The organism is Paraburkholderia sp. GAS333, from assembly GCF_050435665.1.
In the GTDB taxonomy this organism is placed as follows: domain Bacteria; phylum Pseudomonadota; class Gammaproteobacteria; order Burkholderiales; family Burkholderiaceae; genus Paraburkholderia; species Paraburkholderia fungorum_A.
Genome location: NZ_JBNDKS010000003.1, coordinates 43,815 through 69,235, shown reverse-complemented (window position 1 = coordinate 69,235; position 25,421 = coordinate 43,815). Strand labels below are relative to the sequence as shown.

19 protein-coding genes and 1 pseudogene are annotated in these 25,421 nt (G+C 57.0%); 4 read left to right on the top strand and 16 right to left on the bottom strand.

From position 1 onward, the window contains the following. Positions 1-21: 21 nt before the first annotated feature. Both ABH945_RS16110 and ABH945_RS16105 read right to left on the bottom strand, forming a co-directional pair. A complete protein-coding gene (locus ABH945_RS16110; RefSeq protein WP_429251155.1) occupies positions 22-801 on the bottom strand; it encodes a transporter in 780 nt (259 codons plus the stop codon). 165 nt (positions 802-966) lie between these two features. After that, on the bottom strand, positions 967-2,682 hold the full coding sequence (locus ABH945_RS16105; RefSeq protein WP_429251154.1) for a DUF1254 domain-containing protein: 1,716 nt from the start codon (positions 2,680-2,682) through the stop codon (positions 967-969). Positions 2,683-3,100: 418 nt separating this feature from the next. Between ABH945_RS16105 and ABH945_RS16100 the strand changes: the two genes are divergently transcribed. Beyond that, positions 3,101-3,835 carry a hypothetical protein gene (locus ABH945_RS16100; RefSeq protein WP_429251153.1) on the top strand — a complete coding sequence of 245 codons (735 nt, stop codon included), beginning with the start codon at positions 3,101-3,103 and terminating at the stop codon, positions 3,833-3,835. 505 nt (positions 3,836-4,340) lie between these two features. Here the strand turns inward: ABH945_RS16100 and ABH945_RS16095 are convergent. Then, entirely contained in the window at positions 4,341-5,981 is a 1,641-nt protein-coding gene (locus ABH945_RS16095) for a class I SAM-dependent methyltransferase (RefSeq protein WP_429251152.1), read from the bottom strand. A gap of 613 nt (positions 5,982-6,594) precedes the next feature. Then, complete coding sequence (locus tag ABH945_RS16090) at positions 6,595-7,182, bottom strand: DUF4865 family protein (RefSeq protein WP_429251151.1); 588 nt, start codon at positions 7,180-7,182, stop codon at positions 6,595-6,597. A 126-nt stretch (positions 7,183-7,308) separates the two neighbouring features. Here ABH945_RS16090 and ABH945_RS16085 point away from each other — a divergent pair, with 126 nt between their 5' ends. Continuing rightward, a complete protein-coding gene (locus tag ABH945_RS16085; RefSeq protein WP_429251150.1) occupies positions 7,309-8,196 on the top strand; it encodes a LysR family transcriptional regulator in 888 nt (295 codons plus the stop codon). Positions 8,197-8,297: 101 nt separating this feature from the next. On the opposite strand, the gene ABH945_RS16080 is transcribed toward ABH945_RS16085, so the two are convergent. From ABH945_RS16080 to ABH945_RS16065, 4 genes are all read right to left on the bottom strand, one after another. After that, positions 8,298-9,257 carry an oxidoreductase gene (locus ABH945_RS16080; RefSeq protein ID WP_429251149.1) on the bottom strand — a complete coding sequence of 320 codons (960 nt, stop codon included), beginning with the start codon at positions 9,255-9,257 and terminating at the stop codon, positions 8,298-8,300. Positions 9,258-9,365: 108 nt separating this feature from the next. Then, complete coding sequence (locus ABH945_RS16075) at positions 9,366-9,644, bottom strand: hypothetical protein (protein ID WP_429251148.1); 279 nt, start codon at positions 9,642-9,644, stop codon at positions 9,366-9,368. Between the two features lie 103 nt (positions 9,645-9,747). Then, entirely contained in the window at positions 9,748-10,572 is an 825-nt protein-coding gene (locus ABH945_RS16070; protein ID WP_074769241.1) for a siderophore-interacting protein, read from the bottom strand. Positions 10,573-10,798: 226 nt separating this feature from the next. Further along, positions 10,799-11,863: a PadR family transcriptional regulator gene (locus ABH945_RS16065; RefSeq protein WP_429251147.1), complete on the bottom strand. Its 1,065-nt coding sequence runs from the start codon at positions 11,861-11,863 to the stop codon at positions 10,799-10,801. Positions 11,864-12,435: 572 nt separating this feature from the next. Between ABH945_RS16065 and ABH945_RS16060 the strand changes: the two genes are divergently transcribed. Next, a complete protein-coding gene (locus tag ABH945_RS16060) occupies positions 12,436-13,098 on the top strand; it encodes a hypothetical protein (protein ID WP_429251146.1) in 663 nt (220 codons plus the stop codon). A 1,107-nt stretch (positions 13,099-14,205) separates the two neighbouring features. Here ABH945_RS16060 and ABH945_RS16055 read toward each other — a convergent pair. The 8 genes and pseudogenes from ABH945_RS16055 to ABH945_RS16020 form a co-directional block, all read right to left on the bottom strand. Further along, positions 14,206-14,919, bottom strand: coding sequence for an RES domain-containing protein (locus tag ABH945_RS16055; RefSeq protein WP_429251145.1), 714 nt, complete (start codon positions 14,917-14,919; stop codon positions 14,206-14,208). A 662-nt stretch (positions 14,920-15,581) separates the two neighbouring features. Further along, positions 15,582-17,051 (bottom strand): annotated as a pseudogene (locus ABH945_RS16050) (NAD-glutamate dehydrogenase); the annotation flags it as partial. Positions 17,052-17,415: 364 nt separating this feature from the next. Then, on the bottom strand, positions 17,416-17,808 hold the full coding sequence (locus ABH945_RS16045) for a PKD domain-containing protein (protein ID WP_429251144.1): 393 nt from the start codon (positions 17,806-17,808) through the stop codon (positions 17,416-17,418). Next, on the bottom strand, positions 17,750-18,388 hold the full coding sequence (locus tag ABH945_RS16040; RefSeq protein WP_429251935.1) for a hypothetical protein: 639 nt from the start codon (positions 18,386-18,388) through the stop codon (positions 17,750-17,752). The genes ABH945_RS16045 and ABH945_RS16040 overlap by 59 nt, the downstream gene beginning before the upstream one ends. Before the next feature lie 296 nt (positions 18,389-18,684). Further along, a complete protein-coding gene (locus ABH945_RS16035; protein WP_429251143.1) occupies positions 18,685-19,125 on the bottom strand; it encodes a hypothetical protein in 441 nt (146 codons plus the stop codon). A 335-nt stretch (positions 19,126-19,460) separates the two neighbouring features. Beyond that, positions 19,461-19,835 carry a hypothetical protein gene (locus ABH945_RS16030; RefSeq protein WP_429251142.1) on the bottom strand — a complete coding sequence of 125 codons (375 nt, stop codon included), beginning with the start codon at positions 19,833-19,835 and terminating at the stop codon, positions 19,461-19,463. Next, positions 19,832-20,665, bottom strand: coding sequence for an endonuclease NucS domain-containing protein (locus tag ABH945_RS16025; protein WP_429251141.1), 834 nt, complete (start codon positions 20,663-20,665; stop codon positions 19,832-19,834). Before ABH945_RS16025 ends, ABH945_RS16030 begins: the two co-directional genes overlap by 4 nt. A 1,679-nt stretch (positions 20,666-22,344) precedes the next feature. Beyond that, complete coding sequence (locus tag ABH945_RS16020) at positions 22,345-23,298, bottom strand: IS5 family transposase (RefSeq protein ID WP_429251140.1); 954 nt, start codon at positions 23,296-23,298, stop codon at positions 22,345-22,347. 190 nt (positions 23,299-23,488) lie between these two features. Between ABH945_RS16020 and ABH945_RS16015 the strand changes: the two genes are divergently transcribed. Beyond that, positions 23,489-25,408, top strand: coding sequence for an STY4199 family HEPN domain-containing protein (locus ABH945_RS16015; RefSeq protein WP_429251139.1), 1,920 nt, complete (start codon positions 23,489-23,491; stop codon positions 25,406-25,408). Positions 25,409-25,421 lie beyond the last annotated feature (13 nt).

The window sequence follows — 25,421 nt, the reverse complement described above, 5'->3', positions numbered from 1 at the left end:
GAGATGTGTGAGGAATGAGTTTCATGCAGGGAAAAGGAACGTGACGATCGCGCGGCCTCCCCACCCGTGCGGGCCAGAGCTGGGACTCGCTGCCCAATACCGAACGCCTCCGCCGATGCTGATGTGCTGGCCGCCCACCTTGATCAGTTTGGTGACCGTGCCGTTGATGGGGGTCGACCACTGTCTGTGCGACCAGTCGTACGTCGATTCGGTATCGATGCCGAAAGTCCACGCGTCTTTGGTCGTGTAGTTCAGGAATGGCTGGAGGAATGTCGAACTGACGCTATCGCGGCTGCTTTGACCGGCAAACGACCAGATATGGTTAGCCAGCATGCCGTAGGTCCATCCGCCCGATTGCATGAGGGCGACCGCGGTCGGTCCGGCACCCCACTTGCGGCTGGACAGCAACGCATCGCTGCCGGTTGGAAGCAGGAACGCCGGACCCACTCCCCAGATCAGCCCGCTTGCGGTCGGCTTTTGCGGCGACAGAAAAAGGCTCTGAACCACATCGTCTATCCCTGTTTGCGACCCGGAGCCCGGCGTGATGTCACTCTGCGAGACGACCGGCACAATGGTGCGGGAAATCAGGTTCCACGTGTCGTTCAGATGAAACGGAATGACCGGCTGGAAGTTGAGCAGGAACTTGTTGCCGTCTCGCTCCGGGCCAATATTGTCGTCATAGTTGAACTGGAACGGGACGCTGATCAGCGCTGCCACGGGATTGCTCAGTTGCTTGGCAAGGTCCTCGTCGGATTGAGCTTGCGCCGATGCCGCCACAACCATCAGGGCGGCCGCGAGCATGGCAGGGGTTGCCTTCCTGCCACCACTGGAGCCATACGTTTGCCCGAAGCCAAACGCCATCATGATCGGATCGCCCTCGCAGTAAGAAATCGGGTCGAGTGGGAATGCCGCGCATCCAGCCGATTCGGTACGACGTCGAGCGAATCCGGCCAGTGCGGGTGACCATCAGGCCAATTGAAAATCCGGCATTTTGAAAGTCTTGTTGTTGATCTCTTCGGTGGGACCGTAAAGACGCATTGCAGGTAGCGGACGTCGTCCGGATGTCGGTATCCAGTTGGACGCGAGGCCTCCGGGAGCATTTGGGCCGACATAAATCGTGACGCTGCCGTCCGCATTCTTCTTCATCGAATCGAGATCGTATGAAGAGAGCGTCGTGCGATTGGAATCGCTGTAGATGAATGCATTCGTGGCCCGGTCATAGACTGTCAGTGCCCAGAATTGCTTGACCGGCATCTTCGCCGGCACGTCGAGCTTGTAGAGTTTGCCTGCCTCGAGCAGACTGCCGTTGTTGTCCTCCAGCGCCATCAGATACTGCGTGGCGGGATCGTCGGTCAGAACGCGCGGCATGTACGTGCACCAGAAATACTCGGCCGCCCGATTGATCAGATCGATCCTGTCGTCGTAGACGAACGTGAAAGTTTTGTTCGCGTCCGCCTGAAGGAGCGACGCGTAATGACGGTCCGGCCAGAACAGCTTCTCACGCGGGAAATGGTCGAACCAGTCCTGCAGGAAGAACCACGCGTCGATCGCCGCCTGGCGCATGGCCTTCTTTGTCGTGTCATCCGGCGCGAACGGTTTGCCTCTTTCGATCCCGAGTGAGGTGAGCATCCCCATCATGACCTTGTCATGATCGTTCACGGGCTCGACACTCATGATGGCGTACATGTCGTCGAAATGACGTTCGTCGAAAAACGGCAGAGTGGGGTAACGATCGTTGATGGGATCGATAAAGCGCTGCTTCGGCGGATTGGCGGCTTCCGACAGGTAGTACATCCGCAACCGCTGGGCATAGTGATAAGCGTCGGTTGCGCTCTTGCCGGGCGCGCGAACCGAGCGGAATGCCAGCGCGATCCTGAAGTTCGGCGACGCGACGTGCAGATATCCCTTCGGAACGGCGCCTTTATACCCTGGGGCCGTGAAAAGAAACTTCGCGCCTTTACCCTTGTCGAGCCCCGAAGGCCCGACGTCTGCGATCGTGAATTGCCACGCGTCAACAACCTGTCCATACACGCTGCCCTCTGGGCCGGCAGTGGGGACTTCCAGAACCACCGGACCTTTTCGCAAATCCGTGAATGCCGTGATGTAGGGTGTCGTGCTGTTTGCTGTAATCGCTTCAAGCTTGGGCGTGGCTGGGGCGGAATAGGAAATGATGTCGTTATCCTTGACGCCCAGATTGTCGAACGCAGCCCGCCGGAAGCTGTAGATCGCGATGGCGGGCATGTTCCAGAGAACCGCTTCGAACGCGCGCTGATACTTGATCTGATAGTCGAAGTCTTTGACCGATGGCGTCGATCCGGCCGGGGGTTGGCCGCCGAGCGGCTGCATCGGGCTGCCCGCTCCGACCGCCAGCGGTGTCGGCGCTTCTTCGGCTGCCGACTCGGGGACTTTACCGGCAGCGATCCCGGCCACCATGGCCATGCTGACCTTGTGAAAATCTCTACGCGAAAGAGTCATCGTTACGTCCTCTGAGGAACATCGAATCTTCGATGCATGCCCTATGGATATTCTCGGGTTGCTTACTCCTCGGAGGATCGATTTTTTTTTCGAAGTATTGCTATCGGGACAAAGGGCAACAGAATTGCCCGTAGGGGAAATGAGACTGTGCTTTGATGTATTTAGAGTGAGGATTTGACCGGAAAGCCCTGATAGCGGCCTTTGCACGTGTCTTAGCTAGACTGGCTGCTTCCGGGTCGCCGACGCTCCGACGCGAGTCGAACGCTGGCGAGAACTGCATCCAATCGGCACCGACCGATTGAATCCGCCACCATCTACGGACATTCGACATCGTCACCCAGATCGCTGACAGTTTGGGCTGCCGTGTCAGCTTCCGTTCATTCGGCTGTCCATCTGGCCTTCCCGCTATCAACAGCCGCTCCCACCGGGTTTCGAACGTCGCCCGGATAGTTGCGCGCGCCGGTACGCGACGACTGGCAGAATGAGCCTATGTGCACTGCAAATGGCGAATGTCAGAAGCAATGCTGACGATATCATTACGATTTATTGACGGAAATAAATTGCAAATCAATGCGCCAGAAGAGTAGTTAAAATCGGTCCACTTATTATCTTCGGGGAAAATAAATTGAATAAGAAAACATTCGCTTTACTTTTTGCCTTCAGTGCCCCTCATCTGGCAATGGCGCAGACAGTAACTGCACCCACGCTGAAGGAAGGGGATAGCTGGACATACGTAGACACCGTTGAAACCGGCCCGACAGGATGGCGTCAAACTCACGACGCGGTCACGGTACAGCGCGTAACTGGCGCGCACATTTACGTTGTGTCGAAACAGACGGGATCTTCTGGTGAGGGTCCCGAAACAATTGTCGACGCAGACTGGAGTCGCACTCGTGAAATTGGCGGCAGCGAAGTCGTCGTGAACAAGCCGTTGGCGTTTCCTCTGGAGACAGGCAAGACCTGGAAGATCGAGTATACGGAGCCGCATCCGAGCGGAAATGTGAGGCTCAGTTCGGCAACCTGGACGACAAAATACAAGGTCGTCGGCTACGAAGACGTACAAGTCCCGGCCGGCAAGTTTCATGCGCTGAAAATCGAAGCTGAAGGCGACTGGCGTGGCGAACTGGCGCCCTCGAACACTGTCGTTCAGGCCGCTCAGGTGCAGTCGGGTCAGACGACGATGGTTACACAGGCACGGCGGGTCACCCCTCAAGCGACGGCCGGCAGCACTTACAAAGCGTTCTGGTATGCGCCCGAAGTGGGTCGCTGGGTGAAGTCGGTGGAGGAGTATTACGGCAGCAACGGTGTGCGCAGCCAGCGCTTTTCAAGCGAACTCGAAGCTTATAAGGTTGGCGGGTAATAACGCGCTGTTCGCAATGCGCCCAGTGCATCCGTTGCGATCGATCTGAATTGGTGGGCTGATTGTTTTCGCACTAACGTAACCAAGCAGGCGGAAATTTATTTTGTAGCATGGTGTACTTCCGTACCATAAATTGGAATACGTATCGCGTCAGGTGTCGACGGACATGCTCGCCTGAGCGCGGCGCGATATGTGCATGTGGCCTGCGTCTGCTGCGCCCGCCGCTGCATGTGTCGCGTGATGCTAAAACTGAAATGCGCCAGGTTGAACGCAAAGATTTTTTTCACCGATAGTGGCAGTCGTAGGGCACTGGCTGCGTTGTAATGTGAAAAGTCTCGCCACTCGTGTCATAGATGATGAACGTTCTCTTGACGTTGCGAACCTGGAACTGGATCGAGCACAACTAGGGCGGAAATTGCGGATGTGGCTGATGTATCAATGCTAAAGATAATCATCAGGAAATCTCTTCCTGTGAATTTATCCTTCGCACTACGCCGATCTCATTTCAACCGACCCCCAGCGCCTGCAATATCGGCAGATGAATCTGAGCAAAGCGGTTCGCTTTCTCCGTCAGATCGGCCAAAGTAGCCGCAGCGCCCGGCTGCAACCCTGTTGTTGCACTCGCAGGCGGGGGCGTTGTGCGCAGAACTGTCTCAGCGAACTCAGCCCATTGCGCCGGCTGCTGCATGTGATGCAGTCTCGCCAATAAAAAGAGTTGCGCCACACGCGGCATCAAAATACCCGAGCCTGAAACCGGACTCACTAGAAACTGAACATCGCCATGATGCCGAGCCTGTTCGCAAATCGTCGCGTTCAGCTTATTAGCCGACGCCTGGGCGGCACTGATTTGTGCATCATCCTGGGCATTCAGCAACACGCCCATACCAACCAGTAGCGTCACGGCCTTGACGATTTGCGCCAGGACGATGCCCCGTCCACTAATGCTGTTCTCGATATCGGACAGAGTCATCGGGCGATAGCTGTGCAGCGCGTTGAGAATAGGGCCGTATAGCGTTTCCGGTAGCTGCGTTTCACCGAGCGCACCGCGCACCTTCAGCACCACGGAAGCTCTCGGCACCGCCAGAATCACCCGATGATTGCGCAAGCTCGCGTCCCGCTCGTCGTCATTGAGCGCTGTTGGGGCCTTGATCCAGTAATCGCGCCGCAACGAGCGGTTCACGCAGAAATCGCGCACCGTTTCTCGCAAATTCGTATCCGCGACGTTTGATAACAACGCGCGCTGGGCCGGGTTGAGGTTGATCTCATCGACGTGATCGCGATAGTCCGCGGACCCGGCATAAGTCAATCCCGCCTCAACAAGCGACGAGGCGACCTGCGAGAAAGTCATCGGGTCCCAGTCACGGTTGAAATACTCATGCGCGAGATAGTTCGGGCTCTCCCCCGACAATGCGTCGACGCGCTCGGCAAGCAGTGGATTAACCAGTGCATAGCCCGGTTGGGTCGCAAATACTGCCCGCGCAAAATCGACGGCGGCTTCGATGCGCGTTTGCGTATGCCCTTCGGCGACCGTGCCGCCGCGCGGCCCGGATACCGTACTAAGTCGAAAATGCTGATGCATCAATTCGCGCACGGGCAGCATCGGGGTCCATCCCGGCTGAGTGTTGTAACTCAGGTACAGCACGCCGCCGGGCTTGAGCTTGCGGCGTATGAATTCAACAATCAGCGCGCGATTTTCTTCGGAAACCCAACTCCAGATACCATGCGCGCCGATGAAATCGAAATCCGGCAAATCGTCGCGTCGGCAGAACGCCGAAAAAGGCTCGCCGAACAATTGCGCGTCCGATCCGGCACTGTCCGCCAGTCCCTGGGCGAAGTTCGCGTGAGCCTCGTGGAAGTCGGTGCCATACCATCTGGAGGGCGACCCGGCAGCGTGAATATTGACGCTCACGCCGTGGCCAAAGCCCAGTTCGCAAGCGGTATGGACCGTTGGCGCGGCAAGTCCGGCCTGCAATAAGGGAAGGCCCAGCCGTAGCGGATTCAGCTCATCGCAATAGCCGAATGTGTATGCAATCTCATCAACGTAACCTGTGTCCGACGCGCTCACCTTGTTCGCTCCCGTTCGTTGCGCGGGTACCCGCATCGGCTCTGCAGATTGCGGAACCGGCTGTCCGGCAATGCCCGACACGATAACGCGAGCGGCATGGAATGCAAAGCATCCCTGACGCGAAATTGAGCCTTGAAATTGACGCAATCTTCCAACCGCGCGGAAAGCCGGGGAGTGTCGGCATGGCGCGTTCGAGCGGAAACGTTGGGCTTGAGGATGGGCCGTGGGTGCTCTATCGCGGATGCAGTGCCGAGCGCTCGGTCGCGCGGCTAAGGTCATTCAAACCGATCGCATTCAGGTGGCCTCGGTGAATGGCCAATGAAACGCAGACTAACGCGAAAACCGAACGCGAAAGCTGAACAGCCCTCGTACGTTGAAAGCGAATTTAAAGCGTACGCATGGCCGGAGGACCGGTGTGGGCCACTGCAAACCGATCATCATCATCGAGCTAAGTGCGCCCCAAAATTGGACACCCACGCAACATCGAAAAGAATCGCCGAAAAGCAAAATATCAAGCCACGTAACGCAACACCAACGCGACTAAAGTGGTCAGTACGGCGACGCCACCCAGGGTGATCGCTATCGCCATAAGATGTGCGGCTAGCACGATGCAGACCAACCTCGACGAGTTGTTCGATGTAGCCAGTGGCATTGCCGCACGGACGCGCATTGGACCTCCGCGATGTCGTGCAAATCACGCCGCAATACCGGCTTCGAGTGTATGCAACAACGGGCGCGCAAGATGCAGGATCTGCCATGCGGTGCCGGCAAGCGAGGGCGTCGCGCCTGGTTCCATTTCGGTGAGAAGCGTGCGTGTGATGGTCCAGTGCTGTGTATCAAGACTGACGATCGACGCAACCACGCCCGGCATCAGTGCCTGTTCACAGTTGCGGTCGATCTCGCGCGCGAGCGTCGCGTCGAGGTCGGCGTCAGCGTGAATGGCGATCGTGTCCAGAGACGCAAAGCGGGCCGCGGATGAAACACCGGCCCGCGCGTCCAATACACTCGCGGTGTGAATCCCCGCGCGACCGAAACTCCGCGTGACGTTTTCATAACGACCGCTCACGATGAAATCGCTGAAGGCTTCATCGTGACGCCACAGATAAAGTGACGCATAGTTGTTCTCCGTGGCGCCGAAGCGTCCATCCTCACGCAGCAGAAAAGCTTTGAAATAAAGATCGGGAGCGTCGTCCCAAAGAGCACCCCGTTGGCGTGCGCGCGTGTGGATGGTGCCCGTATCATAGTCAGCAGGCAGGCGATGTCTGTAGAAAGCAGTCAGCATGGTTGCGCTCCTCGTGAAAATGGATGAACCGTCTCGATGAGTGCGAGCAGAGTATCAGCGCAAACCGCAAACATGGCGGTGACGGCGTCGTATTTCAGTGATTCGATTTTCAAATGGGGATACGCGATGAAAAGCCTCGATGTTGAAGCAGTACACGCGTTTGTGCTGGTGGCCGATCTAAAGAGTTTTACGCAAGCGGCGCAGGCGTTAGATACGACGCAATCTTCAATCAGCCTGCGGATCAAGCGTCTGGAAGAACAGTTGGGACGGAGGCTTATCGAGCGTACGCCTCGGCAGGTGCGTATGTCCGTAGACGGCAGTGCGTTTATCGAACCGGCGCGAGCGCTTGTCGCTGCTCATGGAAATGCGCTCGGTGCATTCGGGGTAGAGCGGCGCAAATTCGTGATTGGCATGAGTCATCATGTCGTCGGCGCAGAACTTCCGCTGTTATTGCGGCGGATGAGCGACTCGAATCCCGATGTCGTTGTAGACATGCGTATCGCTTCGTCGCGTGACCTGCTTGATGCATTCGACAAGGGCGCACTGGATGCGGCCGTGGTGCTGCAGCACGACAGTCGGCGTCTCGATGGCGAGACGATCCTGACCGAGTGTTTCAGATGGATGGCCGCGCGCGATTTCAACCATGATCCGTCGCGCCCGTTAAAACTCGCGACACAAGCGGAACCGTGCAGTGTTCGCCGCATGGCAGTCGATGCGCTGGACGAAGCGGGACTGGCGTGGACCGAAGTGTTCGTGGGCGGCGGCGTGACGACGGTCGGGGCGGCGGTATCGGCGGGACTGGCTGTCGCGGCGCTCGGCCTGCGTGTATCGCCGGCCGATGCGATCGACGTTGGAGCGCGTTTCAATTTGCCGCGACTGCCTGCACGCGATGTCGTGCTCTATACGGCGCACACCGATCCGCTGGCGAGGCGAACGCTTCGTGCATTAAGCGAGGCAGTGCGCTCGACCGTTGCCTCTTGTCCGGCGACGACTGAAACATCGTCAGTTGAATAGGGCCGACGTCGCTTTACGTTATCGGCCCTGCACGGAGTGCGTTGGACCCGGCTGTTCGCCCTCGAGCCGAGTGCGGACCGTCACAGTTGAAACAGCGGACATTACGCTTCAGAAGGCTGCAATGGGAATTTCACACCCGTCAGCGTCTCGCACACATCCCACAACCGTCGCGCTGATTCGACATCTTGTGCCTGCTGCGCAATCGCAGCGTCGCCGACATGGTCGCCGCGCATCTCCATCCAACCTGTCGGACCGTAATACCCACCACCGGCGACGTTCGGCGAGGTTGCCGCATACAGCGTCGGTAGGGCCCCAGCGTCGTCGCTATTCAGAAATGCGCCGATCAGATGGCTTGCCACGGCGCGCATGGCGCTATCCAGCGCGGAACGCTCCCCGGCGCGAAACAGGTTGGTATTTGCGACGCCCGGATGGACGGCAACCGACATCACACGCGAGCCATTCGCGCGCAAGCGGCGGTCGAGTTCGAGTGCGAACATGAGATTCGCGAGCTTCGATTGCTGATACGACTGCATCGGCGAATAGCGTCGAGTGGATTGCAGGTCGTCGAAGTCGAGGCGCCCCCGTTTGTGGGCAATCGACGCGACCGTTACCACACGCGGAGGTTCAGACACGGCAGCCCGTTCGAGCAGCGGCATCAGCAAGCCTGTCAGCGCAAAATGCCCAAGCACGTTAGTGCCGAACTGAAGCTCAAAACCGTCGGCGGTTTCGAGCCTTTTGGGCGGCGCCATCACCCCGGCGTTATTGATGAGCATATGAAGCGGACGTTGCTCCGCAAGCTCGCGACGCGCGAATTCCCGAATCGATTCAAGCGATGCAAGGTCCAAAGAACTCACCTCGGCACTTGCTTCTGGCGCGGTGGTCTTCAGTCGGGTTAGGGCGGTTTCTGCGCGATGCGCATCCCGGCATGCCAGAATGACGTGCGCTCCCTTTTGCGCGAGCACCAACGCGGCGTGATAACCGATGCCACTGTTTGCGCCAGTGATCAGAATTCGTTTTCCGTTCAGTGACGGGATGTCTGCAGGCGTCCACGTTACTTTCATATAGGATTTTGCTTCAGGCGTGATGGTCGGGTACTCAGCGTATCACTTGCGTGAGTCGACCGTTCGGCAGACCAGTCAACTTCGCCAATCGTTTTTGCGGCGTCGAATTCAACCGGTGAAAGTTGTGGCTGGATTCGTCATGCACGCGCGACGTTTGCGTGGATTCAATGCTGCTGCGTTCCGCTGAATTAAGTCGATGCCCGCCGACCTGAAGAAAAGGCGATGATGGTGAACTGCGTCAGCGCGAGCGGCCACAGCAAATGGCGTTTGTGCTTTGCGCTGATTGAAGACATCGTTCGAACCGGGTTGTTGTAGCTGCGCGCGGCGGTTCGCCTTTGCGTGTTCTTCGTTGTATTCAAACGATGCGGCACTGTCTGCGTGCTTCACGCGGACAGTGCCGTTGGCTGTTTATTGCATCGCCGGGGTCGTGCAATCCCGGCGAGCGAGGCTCATGCAAGACGTTGCAACAAGCCCGCAAAAGCGCGAGCGCTTAGTCGTCGAGCGATTCGTGTACGGCTTGCGCACCCTGTTTCCAGTAGCTCGACGCGCGAATCCGCGATTTGTCGACGCCGCGTTCGGTGCACAGATGTTGACGCACCGCACGGATCGTGGCGGATTCACCGGCGGCCCACACATAGCCTTCGCCGTCCTTCGGCAGATAGGTGTCGCGGACCGCGCGCAACAGCGCCTCGCCGCGCGGACCGGAACCGTCGCGATAGCACCAGACGAGATGCAGTTCGGCTTGTGTGCTGAATTCGATCTGCGCGGACGGATCGGCCACTTCGACCACTACCGCAACGCGCTTGCCGGCCGGCATTTCTTCGAGGCGTCGGGCGATGGCGGGCAGCGCGGTATCGTCGCCGATCAGCAGATGCCAGTCGAAGCCGGTTGGCACCACGAACGAGCCGCGCGGGCCGCCGACGCCAAGATACTGGCCGACTTTCGCTTGCGCTGCCCAGGTCGCGGCGGGGCCGGCTTCGTGCATCGCGAATTCGATGTCGAGTTCGCGTGCTTCACGGTCGTAGCGACGCGGCGTGAAATCGCGCGCAGTGGGGCGCGTGCCTTCGGCGAAGATCGGGCCATTGGGACCGGCTTCCGGTAGCGTCGGTTTGTCCGCGCCGGGTTCGGGGAAGAACACTTTGATGTGGTCGTCGAACGAGGCCGAGACGAAGTCGTGCAGATCGTCGCCGGTGAACGTGACGCGGATCAGGTGAGGCGTCAATGCCTGGACCTGTTTGACCTGCAGCAGACGGAATTTCAGCGGATGCCGCACGCGTTGCACGGCCAGGTCGGCTTGATGATCATTGCTCTGCATAAAGTAATTCTCCTGTGTCGACCGGAGTTAGCGCTTTAGCGCTTACTCCGGTCCCATGAACTGGTTGGTTTAGTTAGCGCTTTAGCGCTTACTCCGGTCCCATGAACTGGTTGGTTCAGTTAGCGCTTTAGCGCTTACTCCGGTCCCATAAACTGGTTGGTTCAGTTAGCGCTTTAGCGCTTGCTCCGGTCCCATGAGCTGGTTGGTTCAGTCAGCGCTTTAGCGCTTACTCCGCTTCGCCCACGGCATCGCCGGACTTACCGTCACCTTCAATTTCTTTCACCGCCCGCATCAAGATTTCGGCGATGCGGCGCTGTTCGGCGGCAGGTGCGTTATCGCGGCGCAGCATCGCCTGCTTCAGCGTACGGCGTGCTTCGTTCAGTTCCGGTGCCCAGCCACCTTCGCTGATATCGGCCGGTTCTTCACCGGCAAACGCGCGGCGCACCGAATCCATCTTGCGGGCGATGTGCGCCAATCGGGCCAGCATCAGCTCGACGCGCTCACGGTTGGCGGTGAGATAGTCGCGGCCTGCATCCGCGAGTTCGTAGCGCTTGCGGTTGCCCTCGAGTTGCACGGTCACGTAGCCCAGTTCTTCCAGATACGTGAGCGCCGGATAAACCATTCCCGGACTCGGGCTGTAGAAGCCGTTCGAACGCGTTTCGAGCGCTTTGATCAGTTCGTAGCCGTGACTGGGCTGCGCGTCGATCATCGACATCAGCAGCAGCTGCAGATCGTCGGAGCTGAATTTGCGGCCGCGCGGAAAGCCGTCGCCATCGCCGCCGAAACCGCCAGGGCCACCGCCACCGCCAAAACCGCCGGGGCCGCCACCGAAGCGTCCGCCGCGCCCGCCGCCACGCGGATCGTGTTGGCGCCCGCCCGCTTGCCAGATGCCGCGCTCAGAGCGGTCGCGGCCATGGCGGCCACGGCCTTCGCCGCGTAGACCGCGTTCTCCGCGTTCTACTCGCGATTCCGGCTGGAAATCCTGACGGTTGTCGCGCCCGAACCCTGCGCCGCGGAACTCGCGTTCTCCGCGACGGTCTTGTTCGCCGCCTGCGAACTCGCGTCGTGCGCCCCGGCCCGGTTCTTCGCCGCGGAAGGCCTGTTCATTGCGACGTCCGCCTTGATGACGGCCAAACCCCATATCGCGGCCTTCGCCGCCAGCTTCGCCACGCCAGGCCTGTTGTTGGCGGACAACCGCATGCCAGAAAGCGTGGAGCGACGCACGCGCTTCGCTGGAGGAAAAATGCTCGTCCGAGCTGCGCGGACGGGAGAAACGATGGTGATGACGCATCTGGGTACTCCCCGTGAGTGTCTAAAGATGTATCTTAAGATATATATCTTAAGATAGTTTGTCAAATTTCTTTTTGGGGCTTATCGGGAGACAACAAAGTCTGCAGGAAGTGGAAAACGGCCGTTCAGAGACAACAAAGTCTGCGGGAATTCGAATTTTCGTTGTGCGACGCACAAATTTCCGCGTCGCTGACCGGGTTTAGAGGTGCGTAGTTGATACACAAGATTTGAGGTGTGTGATGACGAACCTTGAGAAGACCGCAAAAAGCGAACTTTTCTCGATGACGGGGAATCCTCAGTCGACTCAAGCATCGGGCACAGATCTCCAGGCAGCATCGCTAGGTGCAGTCGATTGCACGCCAAAGCGCCGTTAAGTGGGCGGCGATTTCAAGGCGACGCGAAAAGTCCCACATCCGAGGGATGTTTCGAGCGGCCTCATCAAGGCTCGTTGGAGCTATACGAATTAGCAGTCAGTTGTCGAAGCGGCGTTTCCTCGAGACCGCCCCTTGGCAGCGATATGCGATGGAGGCACGCAGCGCGTGCCGGAGTTAATCAAACATGATAGGTAACACAATGAACGGTATCGATGCATTCGACATGAATCCCAGTTTCATCGCAATTGGACGGTTGGAGCCTCTCCAATCTTTCAAGTCCAAGCCGAACCAGGCAATCGGTCTTCCCGGCAATATGCCGGTGCTGATGTGTCCGGTCGCAGCTTCTGATGCGGATTGTTTCGCTATGAAAAATGCTCAAGTGAACTTTGGATTCGGGACCATCCAACTGCGACAAGGCTTGGTACAGAGCATCCGCATGCAAGTGAACGATGTGCAAACGTTTTGGCTCACTGACATGACGGACCCTGAAGTGTGGGCTGCGTTGGACAAGTGGCGGAAGGCGAAGCAAGCCCTCGTTCAGTTCAACGTTCGAGGTCAGCCGGGAGAGTTGGGGCATTCGGTTTTCCTCAAGCCAGAAGTGCCGGACGGCGCGTACAGCAACGAGCGATTCCGAAATGCGCCGGCTCCTGCAGTAAGGAATATTTGGGCTGGCATGTCGGCCTTGGCTCAGAGCGGCATCCTTGAGCAACAAGCAGAATCCGATATTGAAGGAATCACGCTGCGTCGGGTCTTTGTGAGTTTATTGCTTACGAAGCGGTTTGAACCTTGCGTTGACTTTAGTCAGATGGTCGAGAAGCCGGTGCATGTCCAACCGGTTTTCCGACAAGGAATTGTTTACTGAGGACAGCCTCAAGTCTCTTGAATGCGCGGCCACTGGTCGCGCATTTTTCTCCGTTTGCGTGGTCGCATCTATGTGTGCTTAGCTGCTCCAGCTATCGCACAACTCGCGACTTTAAGAACACGCGCTGCGCTCGCTGCTGTCGATGACTGATTCGTTGGATTCTCGAAATTGAATAGTTTCGCGCACGACACCGACCGTTGCGACATCCATCCTCCCTCGTTGAAGCCGAAATGCGTCTCCTTCGCTCAGATTCGAAAATCGATAGCTCGCTAAACTCCGCGCGGATTTTGCCGTTAAAGAGTCTCTTTGGTCTTATGGAAACATTAGATATGATCTGCATGAAACGGATGGCTGTCGGCTTCGCATTGTGCACTCTTGCGACAGCGTGCGCTTCCATATATCCCGTTAAGACGGTCGAAGTCGCGACGCTGATGACCTATCCGAATCCCGTGAGCGAGGGGAAAGTGATGCGGGGAACCTCTTCGGATATTTTGCCAGTAGGCCAGTAGGCCAGTAGGCCAGCAGTCAGCAGAACATTCGACATTTTTCCCAATCAGAGAGTGCAACGCTTCGCACACACAGTGCGCTGACGCAGTAGTGAAGCCTATTTTCTCGTACACGGTTCAGAGTCTTCGTGGCGACGAAGCGACTATCAGCTTCAATGTTTCATACGATGTCGGTCGCGGGCAAAGCATAGCGACTAAAGGGCTAGTTTCGACGACGTCGTCATCGCTGACCATGGATCCTGGCGTCGATGTGATAACCGGGCACCAAAACGTATCAAGAACCGCCTCGGTTAAACTTGGAGAGATTCGAAAGATACAGTTGCCAAACCGTGTTCGGCTTGATGTTTGCGTCGCGCTGCCTGCTGCGAATGGATTGCCGCAGCCACACGGCTGTAATTTCGATGCATTCCAAGCTGACCCGCGCGTCGAGAATGCAGTTAAGCCTCTCTAGCCGATACCGCTCGTTCCTGTATCCACGAACTCGGCGCAAGGAAAGCTGCCAGCATTTCGAGCTGTAGCTGCTCACTTGCCGCTCGAAAAACCAGCGCGAGCGAGCAGGCTAACTTGCAAAGGCGGGACGGACAGCTTGGCACGTCATGGCCTAGCTTGCTGACGTCCCTGTCTTCGTTGAAGGTTTTAATGGCTTGGCTGTCGCATCGTCCTCGGGCACGGGGTCTATTGCCGTGATGTGCGAATTGCCGACCAAGTAGTTATTCCACTCGATATCGTCGTGGAGGGTGGGGAAGTCGTCGGTCGGCCTCGTGAGTCCAATCGATTCCTTGTGCTCGTGCCATATTGCGTAAATTCTTCCCGGCTGATTTCTATGGAACGACGCCCAACTTAGGCCATGTAGTCCCGCGCCGAAACGACGGTGGAGCATTTGCGCAACAGCTTGAAACTGTCCATAGCCCCTAAGCTCGCGTGTCCCGCCCGCTAGCCCTAGAAGACGGCAATTTTCTCCATCAATCGGAATAAACACTGCTGGCTTTGAATACGTGTAGCGCGCTACCTTGTATTCTTTCGCGCGCGCTCGGAGCCACGTATAGTTTTCGTCGGGATCAACCCGCAGTATTCGGCATTCCGCTGCAACGACTGCAATGTTGTCGCCTGTATAAAGAACCGAGAACTCGCCTTTGCATCCGTCGGGAGGATCCACCCGTAGGTTGCGGAATGCTTCTGGTGGCGGTTCCCAGTCTGCCCCCGGATGTCTGAACAGCCGCACGAGCGTAGCTGCGGAACGATCGATCGGCGGCTCGACCAATTCCAGTTTGAGTTGCCAGCTCTCAAACGCGTTCGCCAGAGAGGGGGCGCTCATTGAGCGATCTCCAATGCGTAGACCGACGCGGCGTCAAGAACTGCGCCCAATCGCTCGCCAGCGTCGGCGGCTAACAACTTCAATGCTTCGTCTGGCAACTCTCTGCTAGCGGTCAAGCCACCGACCAGACATTCCACCGGACTAAGTCCACCTAGCAAATCTGTGACTGACCTGAAAAAACTGAATGCGTTTGGCCCACTCACATCCCTGCCAAGCGTATTGAGAATTCGCTGCAGCGGCTCACCTGCGATCCTCTCCCACGCCTGAAATGAAGGATATCCACGGCTATGCTTTTTGCTAGGTGCAGAAACGGAGAAAAGCTCACCTGCAGCCTCAAGGGTACCGATTGTCTCCGGCGATAAATTCCCGAGCCGCATTCCAATTTCAGTTGCTGAGCATAACTCCACAGGACTGTCCTGGATGATCGCTCGAACGTTGGTTCTTGTAAGTTCAGCATGCATTTCATCGAGTCGCCCCATATCGAACTCTTGAGGCAGTATGTGAGTCTCGACGCTCAACTCGATCAACGATGACAAGAGCGACAGTTTACGAGATAGCTCACGGAGCGTCTTCACATTGCGCTGGCCCTCCTCAGGTGAACGCACATACAGCATCTCTGGCAAGTAGAGAGTCGTGCCATTGTCGATCCGGTCGTAGAGCTTTTCGATTATTTTTGCTTCTAGGTCGCTCGGTTCAACATCCGGCATGTCGTCGGATTTCACATGGATGACGAAATGAATGCGCGCGAACATCGACTCTGATAACAGCGGCGTAAACTCTATTCCGAAGCCATGAAATTCGCTGATTAGAAGGCTGGCGATACGGCGCCGCAAGTCGGTGTCGTACATGTAGCGCGGTATAAAGACCAAACACGAAACAAAACGTTCGAAATGGTCACGTCGGATAAACAGACGCGTGCGCTGATTATCTTGTAGCCGCAGTATGCCGAGTGCGATCTCGTAAAGTTGATGTTCGTCTGCTAGAAAAAGCTCGTCACGGGGTAAGGTTTCGAGTACCGTTATCAAGGAATTCGCCAGATGTCCTCTCGGCGGAAAGCCCGCACGCCGTACGACGTTCGCGCATTTTCGGCGCACGATCGGAATCTCGGCCGCTGAGACTAAATACGCGGTTGAAGCATAGAGACCGATAAAACGCCGCTCACCGACGATCTTCCCGTCCGCACCGGTTACTTTGATGCTCACGTAGTCCAAATAGCCGGGGCGATGTACTGTCGAGCGTGAGTCAGCTTTGGCGAGGAAAATTGGCGAGGCGTCGTTGATAATTTGCGCGGCAGTGGTCGGCAGGGGTTCGGCATCGATCTGATAGACAGGCCGTAACGAGTCGCGAGAAATCCCTAGGCCGGTCCCCGGTACCGGTTTCAATCCGTATCCAACGTCGAGTTGAACCAACTCGTAGTCTTGCTGGCCAAGAAAGGTAAAGTTGTCAGCCACCATCCATTCGACGAACGCGCGTGCATCGGCACTTTCCGGTCCCGTTCCGCCCGTTTTCATCCCTTTGCTCGCGTCGCGTGCGCGTCCGACGATCGTCGGCCAGTCTTCGACGGCAGCGCGTACGTCGCGCAACACTGCGGCGATGTGGTGGCTCAGCGCATTGAGTTTTTCGGCGTCGCCGCAGCGGTCTACTTCGAAGCTGATAAACGAGGTCAAACTTGATATCGAATCGGTGGCTTCCTCGGCGCCCTGGCTCACGCGGGCCAAGCTACCGTCGGCTGCGCGCCAGATGCGAAACACCTGATGCACAACGGAGTGTAGGGCGAGACCTTGCTGGTTGACAGCCATCGATACTGAGTCGACCACAAAAGGCATGTCGTCATTGACGATTTCGATAACAGTGTGGTCGGAGTGCCAGCCATGCTGATCGAGAGTCGGGTTATATACGCGCAGCCGTTCGGCGCCTTGCACGAAGCGTTGCGCGGTCTGCCAGTGCAAGAGGGCCGCTCCATAGAGGTCTTCGATCGAGCGATTTTGCAGATCGTCGGTGTCTACGAAATCGTAGTAGTGCCGCAGAAAAGGTTCGAGAATTGCGAAGGTTGGCTGGGGCAGCCGCTCACGCGCAAGTTCGACCACATCGTTCCGCACGTGGATGGCGTTTTCCGCAGTCGTTAGTGGCATGATGTACTCCAACGCGGGCGACAATCAATGCCCAAGTGTTGTGTTCCGGCAAGGAAGGCGCCGGCGACATAACTACCCTAAAAAAAGCAATGTCAAGTTCGTCGAATTCTGGTCACTCGAAAGCACTGAACTAGCAAGTTGATCACATAACGGCCAAATGAACGGATTTCGCGAACAGCAAATCCTTCTCGTTCTCCACGCCGAAGAAATGTAGTTTCTGTTCATAGGGCGAGAGATGTGCCGCGCACGCATTAGCTCCCTCGCGTACAACCGCAAAACATGCGCAATATCCACCTCCCTCGTGTCTCCTTGTTCGGCTGCCGCAGTGACATTTTGAGCTGCAAATCTTGCGAGTTCCGGAGCTCTATCCTTTACAAGCTTTACGACGGTGACTGGTATCCCCATGGCTGGAAGCGCCTTTACCTCCTCGAGGATGGCCGTTAGAAGTTCCTGCTCTGGAACCGGCGTTTGTGTTTTTGTCATCGAGAGCTCCTTTGTCGCAAGCGTTCCAGCTTATGATAAATGGCGTGCTTGGCAGCTTGTTGTTCGATTCGGGTGCGACTTCGATACTTGTGACCGCCGCAGCCTGTCGACCATCGTCAGAAACCGTAACTCGAATTTGATAGGTACCCGCTTTTTGGGGCACCTTAAGATAGCAATTCTTGTGTGTTGATACCTCGTGACCATCGAACGTCCAACTATACGTCAGCTGCGAGCCGTCTTGAACTTGCGCCTCGACGCCCTTCGTAGGCGTCAAGGGCTACATCTATCTGGGCCTTCTTGAAATCGGGCTCTCGCAAACTTTCGGCGAATGCGCTGTGAAATGTTGGATCGCAGGTTAGTCGCGCTTGACGGTTACTCTCGCAAACCCAGCGTTCATCGACGCAGCCGTTCTTGGTTGGTATATCGAGGTTTCCAAAGAGTTCTCGGTAACGCTCGCCGTTTCTAAGTTGATAGGCCTTGAGAACTCTAGGAAGGTTGTCCTGAGTCCAATCCAGAATGCCGAACGTCATGCCGTCAAGGCCAAAATATCCTTCGAAATGCTTTCCTTTGCAGTCGAAAGTGACGGACTGCAGAAATTTTCCGAACGCGCCTGAGGCGCTACAACTAGCAATCTGATGACACAACGGATCAAGTTCATGCCCCGCAGAATTTGGCTGATTGCAATCTGTCGTCCAGATTGGGAAGCCCTTCGAATTTTTGTTGTGCAGGAGCTTTCCAGACGGAGGGGTCGCGCGGCACTGTGAGTTCGAGATACCCGGACAGGCCTGTGCAAGGGCGGTGTCAGCGACAAGCATTAGACCTAGCCAAGCGATCACTGTTAAGACTGTTTTCATTGCGTTTTGCCTCAATGGGTGACATGGAAGGAGGCGTTGCCGGCAGATGTCTCGTCGCTACAAACCATGGATTGGAGAACTCTGACACGTCGAGGAAAGTGGGCGAGCAATCCTTTATCGGAGAAAAGGAGCTCACGCGAACGCTTGCGGGACTCAAACGGGTGCCATGTTTCTGGGGTATAGCTCAATATCTTACGAATTTCTAACAGAAAAGGTGATTCTTTATGTGCGGTGGCGAACGGACAATTTTTTTGCGAAATTTGCGCCAACTTATCGTTTGCGATTTGGAACCGTAATCATTTGCTGCCATTGACCGCTTGTGCGAGGTCTAAGGAGGGCGCGGCGTTGCGTCGAGAAGTCGAGGGCAAACTACCACCTAGGTAATCGATTAACGTACCCTGCGCGAAGGTGATAGCGACGCATAGCTGGGGTTGATTTTCCGATCCGGCCGGAATGCAGGCGCTCAACCAGTAGCGGAGCTGGCGTTCCCAAAGCGACTGGATCGAAAGGCAAAACGCCTGGACCGTCGCCTGCAACAGAGCCTCACCGTCAGCGACGGCGAACATCCAGCCACCCTCTTGTGTGGTCGCCCATCGTTGGATGTCAGCGTCGATCGCTGCGAGAGCGGGCTTCACAACATCGCTCAGGAAGGCACGGACCCGCGGCCGGTGCAGGACAGTCTGGACGTCCTGGAATTGCAGGCGCGTATCCCACCGATGAGTATCGATCGTCGTCATAGGCGTTTGTGCAGGCGGATTGTTCGAAGGCAGCGACTCCACCAAGTGATGTCGGGATAGGGCTCGGGCAGGTCGCGGAAGCGGGTGGTCCCGCGCGACGCCGGGTCGTTCAGGAAATAGCTCAATCCGATGTTGCCCGGGCGAGGATCTGTCTCTTCGAAGGTCCTATCAAAGTCCGCGTGCTCCACTGAGTCACGGCGATGCTTGGGCCATTTCGCGAACGCGTGGACGATGATGGCGGAATGCGGCTCGATCCCGCTGCGGCGTTCCGCCCTTGGTGCCTGGACTTCCCGGTAGTAGGCCGGCTGGTGGTACGCGTCGCCTTTGAGCGCTAGTTAGAACAGGTGGCGCCAATGCTCCTCGTGATCGTCCGCGATTCGACGGTGGACCTTCACGCCGACTTGACGTTTCAGCGCCGTGTAGGTTTCGAGGTTGCGCGCCGCGGTCAGCCAGTTCAACCGGTCGGCTGGAACAGTATCCGTGTGGGCACCGTCAACGGTCAGGGCGTTGTACGCGCGCTCAAGCGCCCGCACGGCTTGTTCGAGCAGCGCCGCGCTTTTCTGGTAGCGCAAGGGGCGGGTGATCGCAAAGACCGAGATGAGCACGGTCACCACCGACACGGCGCCCGTCAGAAGCCGCAGCTCGCCCTCGTTGAGGGACCCGACGAACGACACCACTGCCGTCCAAGCGTGCGACAACCACGCGATCACGCCGGACCTCCCGGTGTCAGCACGTTCAGCGTGACCGGTGCCAGTTCGACGGACAGGCGGTACTCCATGAGCTGGACCCTGGGGGCGACCTTGCCCGCGTATTTGAGCTTGTCGGAAATCGAGTTCGCCACGATTACCCCGGACACGGTCTTGCCCATCGCCACGTGGTGCTCGATCCAACCCATGTAACGCTGCACTTGGCCGAGTGCGGCATCCGGGCCCCGACCCAGCTTCAGCTCGAACACCACGAAGTTCTTGGCCATGTCCAGGAACACGAGATCCGCGGGTCCGCAATCCGTCTGGTACTCCACGCCATCCCGTCCGTTGGCGTCGACGAACAGGGTGAGGGGGCCGTGCGTGGTGGTGCTTGGCGGGTTGCGCGCCAAGTAATCACGCAGGTGGCTTTCGAGAGCGAACGCACCGCCCCCGAAGCCGTCGTCGACCGGCTCGACGGCATCAATGTCCAACGGGGTGCTCACGTCATCGGTGGCGTCCTCGTCGCGTCGCACCGCAAGACCATCTGAGGTCTCGACGATCGACCATAGGCCGTGCTTCGCCGGGTCGTACCATGTGACCTTCCCGCGGCCGGTTGCGAACAGAAAATCGTAACGGCTGTTTGCGAGACGGGGCTTCTTGTTCTCGGGGTAGCCCACCCGGCCCACTCGGTTGACCGTACAGATGGCGATTTGGCAGGCGATGGTCGCCTCGTTAAGGTCTGGATACGTGTTCAGCAGGAGTTGCTTGATCTCCCCGTTGCTGGTCTCACGACCTAGGGGCGCGACAGCATCTCGAATAAGTTGCCAGATTGGCGGTCGGCTAATGGTGCTCACGGCGCGGGTCCCTCGTCTTGGTATTGATACCGGGCAGGCCGCCCGGGTAGGACGCAATTGAAACATGGCGCGACAAGCCGACACCAGAAAAAAGTAGTTGCTCTCCCGTCCGAGCGACGACTGTGAAGTCCCTTCTGCTTATGCGTTACACATATTTCGGTCGGTATCTAGCCGTTTGCTGGATGTCATGCCGACCATTCGTTATTCTTCACTCGGGGTTGTATCCGGATTTTCTTTCGAAACCCCTTTCGCAAGCTCGTGCTTCTTGTTGGCCGCCGGGTCGCGAGTACCTGAACGTGACGCGAATGCGTTTCTGCTTCCGGTCGATTGCTCTTAGCGGCTCAACAACATCAACTTTATTTAGAAAACATGCCGGGAAATCCAGAGCGGGCTGCTGTTGCACGAGTAGCTCAAGGACTTGCTGCAGGCTACTACTCGTTCTTGGTGGCGCACCTAGTCGCTGTTAACCCAACGTCCATCAACTCGCTGCCGTCGGCGAGGGCCATTGGCCAGAATCCAGTCGGTGAGATTCGGCGGAAAGATGGCACCTTTCGCACACTGGATCTTCGGCATTACCTCGACCTTTTTCGCGAAGACCATGACTTACAGCGTTACTTCCTCCGCACATGGGCTGTGGGCGCGTTATTGATGCTAGGTGACGAGCTTGTCGATTTTGAGGCATTGCTGGCACTCTACGATTCACAACTCGCCACGGCGCCATTGCACGCAGTTCTGGATGCAGAGCAGCGACTGGCTACTTTCCTAGCTGGAACTTTGAGTTCGCCGGTCAGGTGACGTCAGGACGCAGAATTCGTAGTTGCGTTGATACTTGTCGGAAGCCGGCTTTACGGTTGAGATTTACTGACAACCTTGGTTCGCTCTGGATCCAAGGGTGTTGGTGCTGCGGATGTGGTGACAACCAACTTGGCCGGCAGGACGGACCTCGTAGTCGCTGTCAGCGATTCCGGCCCCGGTTGGAAAGAGAACTTCGTGAGCGCGTATTCGATCCTTTTACTTCACCAAAGCCAGCGGGTTGAGACTTGGCCTATCCGTCTGCCGGTCCATTATCGAAGCTCACGATGGGAAGCTCTCTGTCGGCGAGAACACGCCTCGGGGGGGGCTCCACTTCACCTTACCTCTGACTCAGGAGTGTCCGGCCCACCACTGATCGAGTCGCCGTTCAAGAGCGCGACGAATAGGGAGCGTGGTCAAGTTTAGACCAGTAGCAAACATCTAATCTCATATTATCTCGCCTCGGCTCATGTGTCGAGGTGTCTCGGTTCGCGTAGGACGTTCTTCGCGCCGTCCAGCACTTGCAGAAGCTCTGCTCGCGCGCGATCGTTTTGTAGACGGTTGTCGCGTCTCGCAATGCGTGCCTGACAGCGCCGACTGTATGCCGAACCGTGCGCGTCGTTTCCACCAACTCTTGAGCCTAGCGAGCACTGGAGTTGATTAAGAAGTCAAGGCGCAATGATTCGCATCGGAGTGTATCGACCGCGTTATCGACGTTATCGAACAATGCGTGCTAGGGAAGGTCTGCACAACTCGTTTTCAGAGCGCCGACCTTTTGCCACTTGAACCGAGTCAGCCATGAGGATCTGCCGACAGATGGGTCGTCCGGCTTTCGAACCACGACGCCCTCTGTTTGCTAAGACTTGTGGCCTCAACCTCCGGGCATTTCAGACTTTCCGCAAAGCCTTGCGTGCCATCCACAGGTTGCCCAGTGCAAATAGTGTCGTGATCTGGGCGGTGTTTTTCATCAAACCCCGGTACCGGGTCTTCGTGTAGCCAAACTGCTGTTTGAGAACTCGGAACGGATGTTCGACCTTGGCGCGGATGCCGGCCTTCAGGCGTTCAATCTGATCGAATATCGCGTCCAGACGATCGTTCAGGTCCAGTTGTCTACGCCTGCCTGGCCGCATCGCGACATGCCAGCGAACCGGATTTGCCTTGCAGCGTTTTTCGACACCCTGATATCCGGCGTCAGCGTACACATCCGTTTCCTGCCCGTGCAACAACGCTTCGGCTGCATTGATGTCGTGAACGTTGGCCGCTGTACCGATGACGGTGTGCACCAGGCCCGACTCTGCGTCCACGCCAACATGCGCTTTCATCCCGAAGTACCACTGATTTCCCTTCTTCGTCTGGTGCATTTCCGGGTCTCGTGTACCCGAGCCGTTCTTCGTCGAGCTGGGTGCAGAGATCAAGGTCGCGTCGACCGCCGACCCTGTTTTAAGCATCAAGCCTTTCTCGCTCAGGATCCCATTGACCAGCGTGAACATCTGCGCAGCCAGGCCGTGCGTTTCGAGCAGGTGGCGGAACCGGAGAATCGTGCTCTCGTCCGGCAAACGCGTCATTCCCTCGTCCAGCCCCGCGAAGTCGCGATACAGCGGTACGTCATAAAGCGCCTCTTCCATCGCCGGGTCCGACAGACCAAACCACTGCTGCATGAAATGGATCTGAAGCATCGTCGCAATCGGGAACGGCGGGCGTCCAGTCTTACCCTTCGGATAGTGCGGTTCGATCAACGCAATCAACCTCGACCATGGCACAACGCGCCTCATCTCATCGAGAAATTCCCGTTTGCGTGTACGTTTCGTTGACAGATCCAGACCAAGACCAAGTTGCGTCATCGAAGAACCCCCTTAACCTTTCCTATCTCCCAGGATAGTCCACCCGTACGTAGACGTCAGGACTTTTGGCAGACCTTCCCTAGATTTATGACGCGTCGCTCTTGATAAATCCACTCCCGTGGCGATAATGCGATTCGATATCAAGGTAAGGTTAGGTTCGTCAAATAATCAAACGAGAATAAGGTAAAGCATGTCAGCGCAGGAAGCGGCTTCAGGCAAGGTAGACGCGGTTGATGCGTTTTGGATTATCTGTCGCAACGGGGTAGCAAGTGTCATCGAATCCATGGGAGCAAAGAATGTCCCGCGAGATATGACATTCGCTCAATATTTTACGGCTTTGGATCGGCAGCGTAATGCGCTCGGCGGTACGGCCGCGGCAGCCAAACGTCTGAGCCTTAATGAAGAGGAATTCCGTGCGTTGCTCACAGCTATCCGGCGTGCGCAGATGTGGGAAGAGCTTTCTGAGTCCGGAAGCCGTCCTGAAAATGCTGTCATTGCGGCGTTGCGACTGATTGATGCTCTGAACGGAATTAAGGAAGCCAATCCGTCATTGACCTTCAGTACGGCCTTGCCCGACTCCAACAGTGAAGAGGGCATGGCAGGCACGCGCACGCAGCAACAGGTGCGTGCACTTGAACTGGTCATTCGCAGCCTAATTACTGAAGCGTACGGCAGTCAGGATCGGCTGCGCGAGCACTTTGTCGCGCTGAATAAGGTTGCGGTGGAAAAGTGGACGAAGGCGGCAGACAAGGGTGACCTTTTGTCGGGTTCAATGTTCGGCGAGCTCGTTTCGATGTTCGTCAATGCCGACGAGTATCCGCAACATTACGGCAAACTCTTTAAAGACACTCCGTTCCTTCAGTTTCTCGATGAAAAGCGCTCGACGCTCGAAGCGTTTTTAACAGACGTCCGTAGCATTCGCAATCGTGTCGCGCATCACAAGCGGGTGACACCGGTTCAGGTCGCGCTTCTCGACCGCTACTACACGGAGATCGTCGAGCCGTTGCAGACGGCGTTCGACCGGGGTCATACGCGTGTAAATCCGGATGCCTTTTTCGACGCGAACGCTGATCAGCTTAAGCAGTATTTTGGACAAACAGAGGCGCAGCTGAAGCGATTCGGGGATGATATCGATGCGTTCAGATCGGACCTCTCGCAGCTGGGCGCTGGATTGCGCGATGTGAAGACGGATACGGTCTGGCTGCGACGCAAGATGGTGTGGGTGCTTGCGGGAGTGGCGGTAGTCGGCGCGGTTGGCGTGGTGACACTCGGGACGTCTTCACGTACGCTCCTAAATACCGTCGTCATCAAGGCTGGAGTGGATAATATTCAGAAAACGATGGGAAATGTAAAGCAGGAGACAAGTTCCGATCCCCGCAAAGAACTGCAGAACCGCGGTGTGTCGTGGACTGACCAAAACCTGCGCGATGCAATCAAACGTAACGATGTCGATACTGTCAATCTCTTCATGCGCGGGGGTATGACCTGGCGCGTCTTCTATGTCAATGATCTTCTGAAGGCGAGCAATGGAGATGCGCAAGACGTCGTGAACGTGCTCCTGCAAAATACGCGGCTGATCAATCCTGTGGATGGAGATTGCAGGATGGAGCTTAATTCGATGGTCCATGCCGAGCCATTGCCCCCAGGGACACTTTACGACAGCCGCAAGCTGCAGCCTCACAGATTGACCGATGCAGAGACGCGTTACATTAGGGGCACGTGCGCCAAGCCGGAGGACGTTCAGTATGCGCATCGCCAACTAGATCAAGCTCGTGCTTTCCATCAGTCGCAGCAGCAGGCTTACGACCGTGAAAAAGCCGCTATCAAATCCGCCGCCCAGTGCCGGCGCGATCTTCTTGCGAACCAGGCTCAAGCACTCGTCGAGCAGGCTTCTCGTTTCAACATCACCGGACCCAGCACGTACACCCCGTGGGACGAGCTGCTGGCGCAAGTCAATATCCAGATCCTGAGCGGCGGAGGCCTATCCATCGCGCGCCTGAGTCCACTGGTCGACAAATATTGCGCGACACAGGCAGATGCTGAACCCAATATTGACACCAGCGACTGGAACATGCGTGGTTGGGAGCAGGTAGTTCACTCAATCAGCTAACGCGACAAAAAAC

Coding starts and splice junctions, on each gene's coding strand:
- ABH945_RS16110 (WP_429251155.1), bottom strand. CDS start 801: ATGCTCGCGGCCGCCCTGATGGTTGTGGCGGCATCGGCGCAAGCTCAA.
- ABH945_RS16090 (WP_429251151.1), bottom strand. CDS start 7,182: ATGCTGACTGCTTTCTACAGACATCGCCTGCCTGCTGACTATGATACG.
- ABH945_RS16085 (WP_429251150.1), top strand. CDS start 7,309: ATGAAAAGCCTCGATGTTGAAGCAGTACACGCGTTTGTGCTGGTGGCC.
- ABH945_RS16080 (WP_429251149.1), bottom strand. CDS start 9,257: ATGAAAGTAACGTGGACGCCTGCAGACATCCCGTCACTGAACGGAAAA.
- ABH945_RS16070 (WP_074769241.1), bottom strand. CDS start 10,572: ATGCAGAGCAATGATCATCAAGCCGACCTGGCCGTGCAACGCGTGCGG.
- ABH945_RS16065 (WP_429251147.1), bottom strand. CDS start 11,863: ATGCGTCATCACCATCGTTTCTCCCGTCCGCGCAGCTCGGACGAGCAT.
- ABH945_RS16060 (WP_429251146.1), top strand. CDS start 12,436: ATGAACGGTATCGATGCATTCGACATGAATCCCAGTTTCATCGCAATT.
- ABH945_RS16055 (WP_429251145.1), bottom strand. CDS start 14,919: ATGAGCGCCCCCTCTCTGGCGAACGCGTTTGAGAGCTGGCAACTCAAA.
- ABH945_RS16040 (WP_429251935.1), bottom strand. CDS start 18,388: ATGAAAACAGTCTTAACAGTGATCGCTTGGCTAGGTCTAATGCTTGTC.
- ABH945_RS16035 (WP_429251143.1), bottom strand. CDS start 19,125: ATGACGACGATCGATACTCATCGGTGGGATACGCGCCTGCAATTCCAG.
- ABH945_RS16020 (WP_429251140.1), bottom strand. CDS start 23,298: ATGACGCAACTTGGTCTTGGTCTGGATCTGTCAACGAAACGTACACGC.
- ABH945_RS16015 (WP_429251139.1), top strand. CDS start 23,489: ATGTCAGCGCAGGAAGCGGCTTCAGGCAAGGTAGACGCGGTTGATGCG.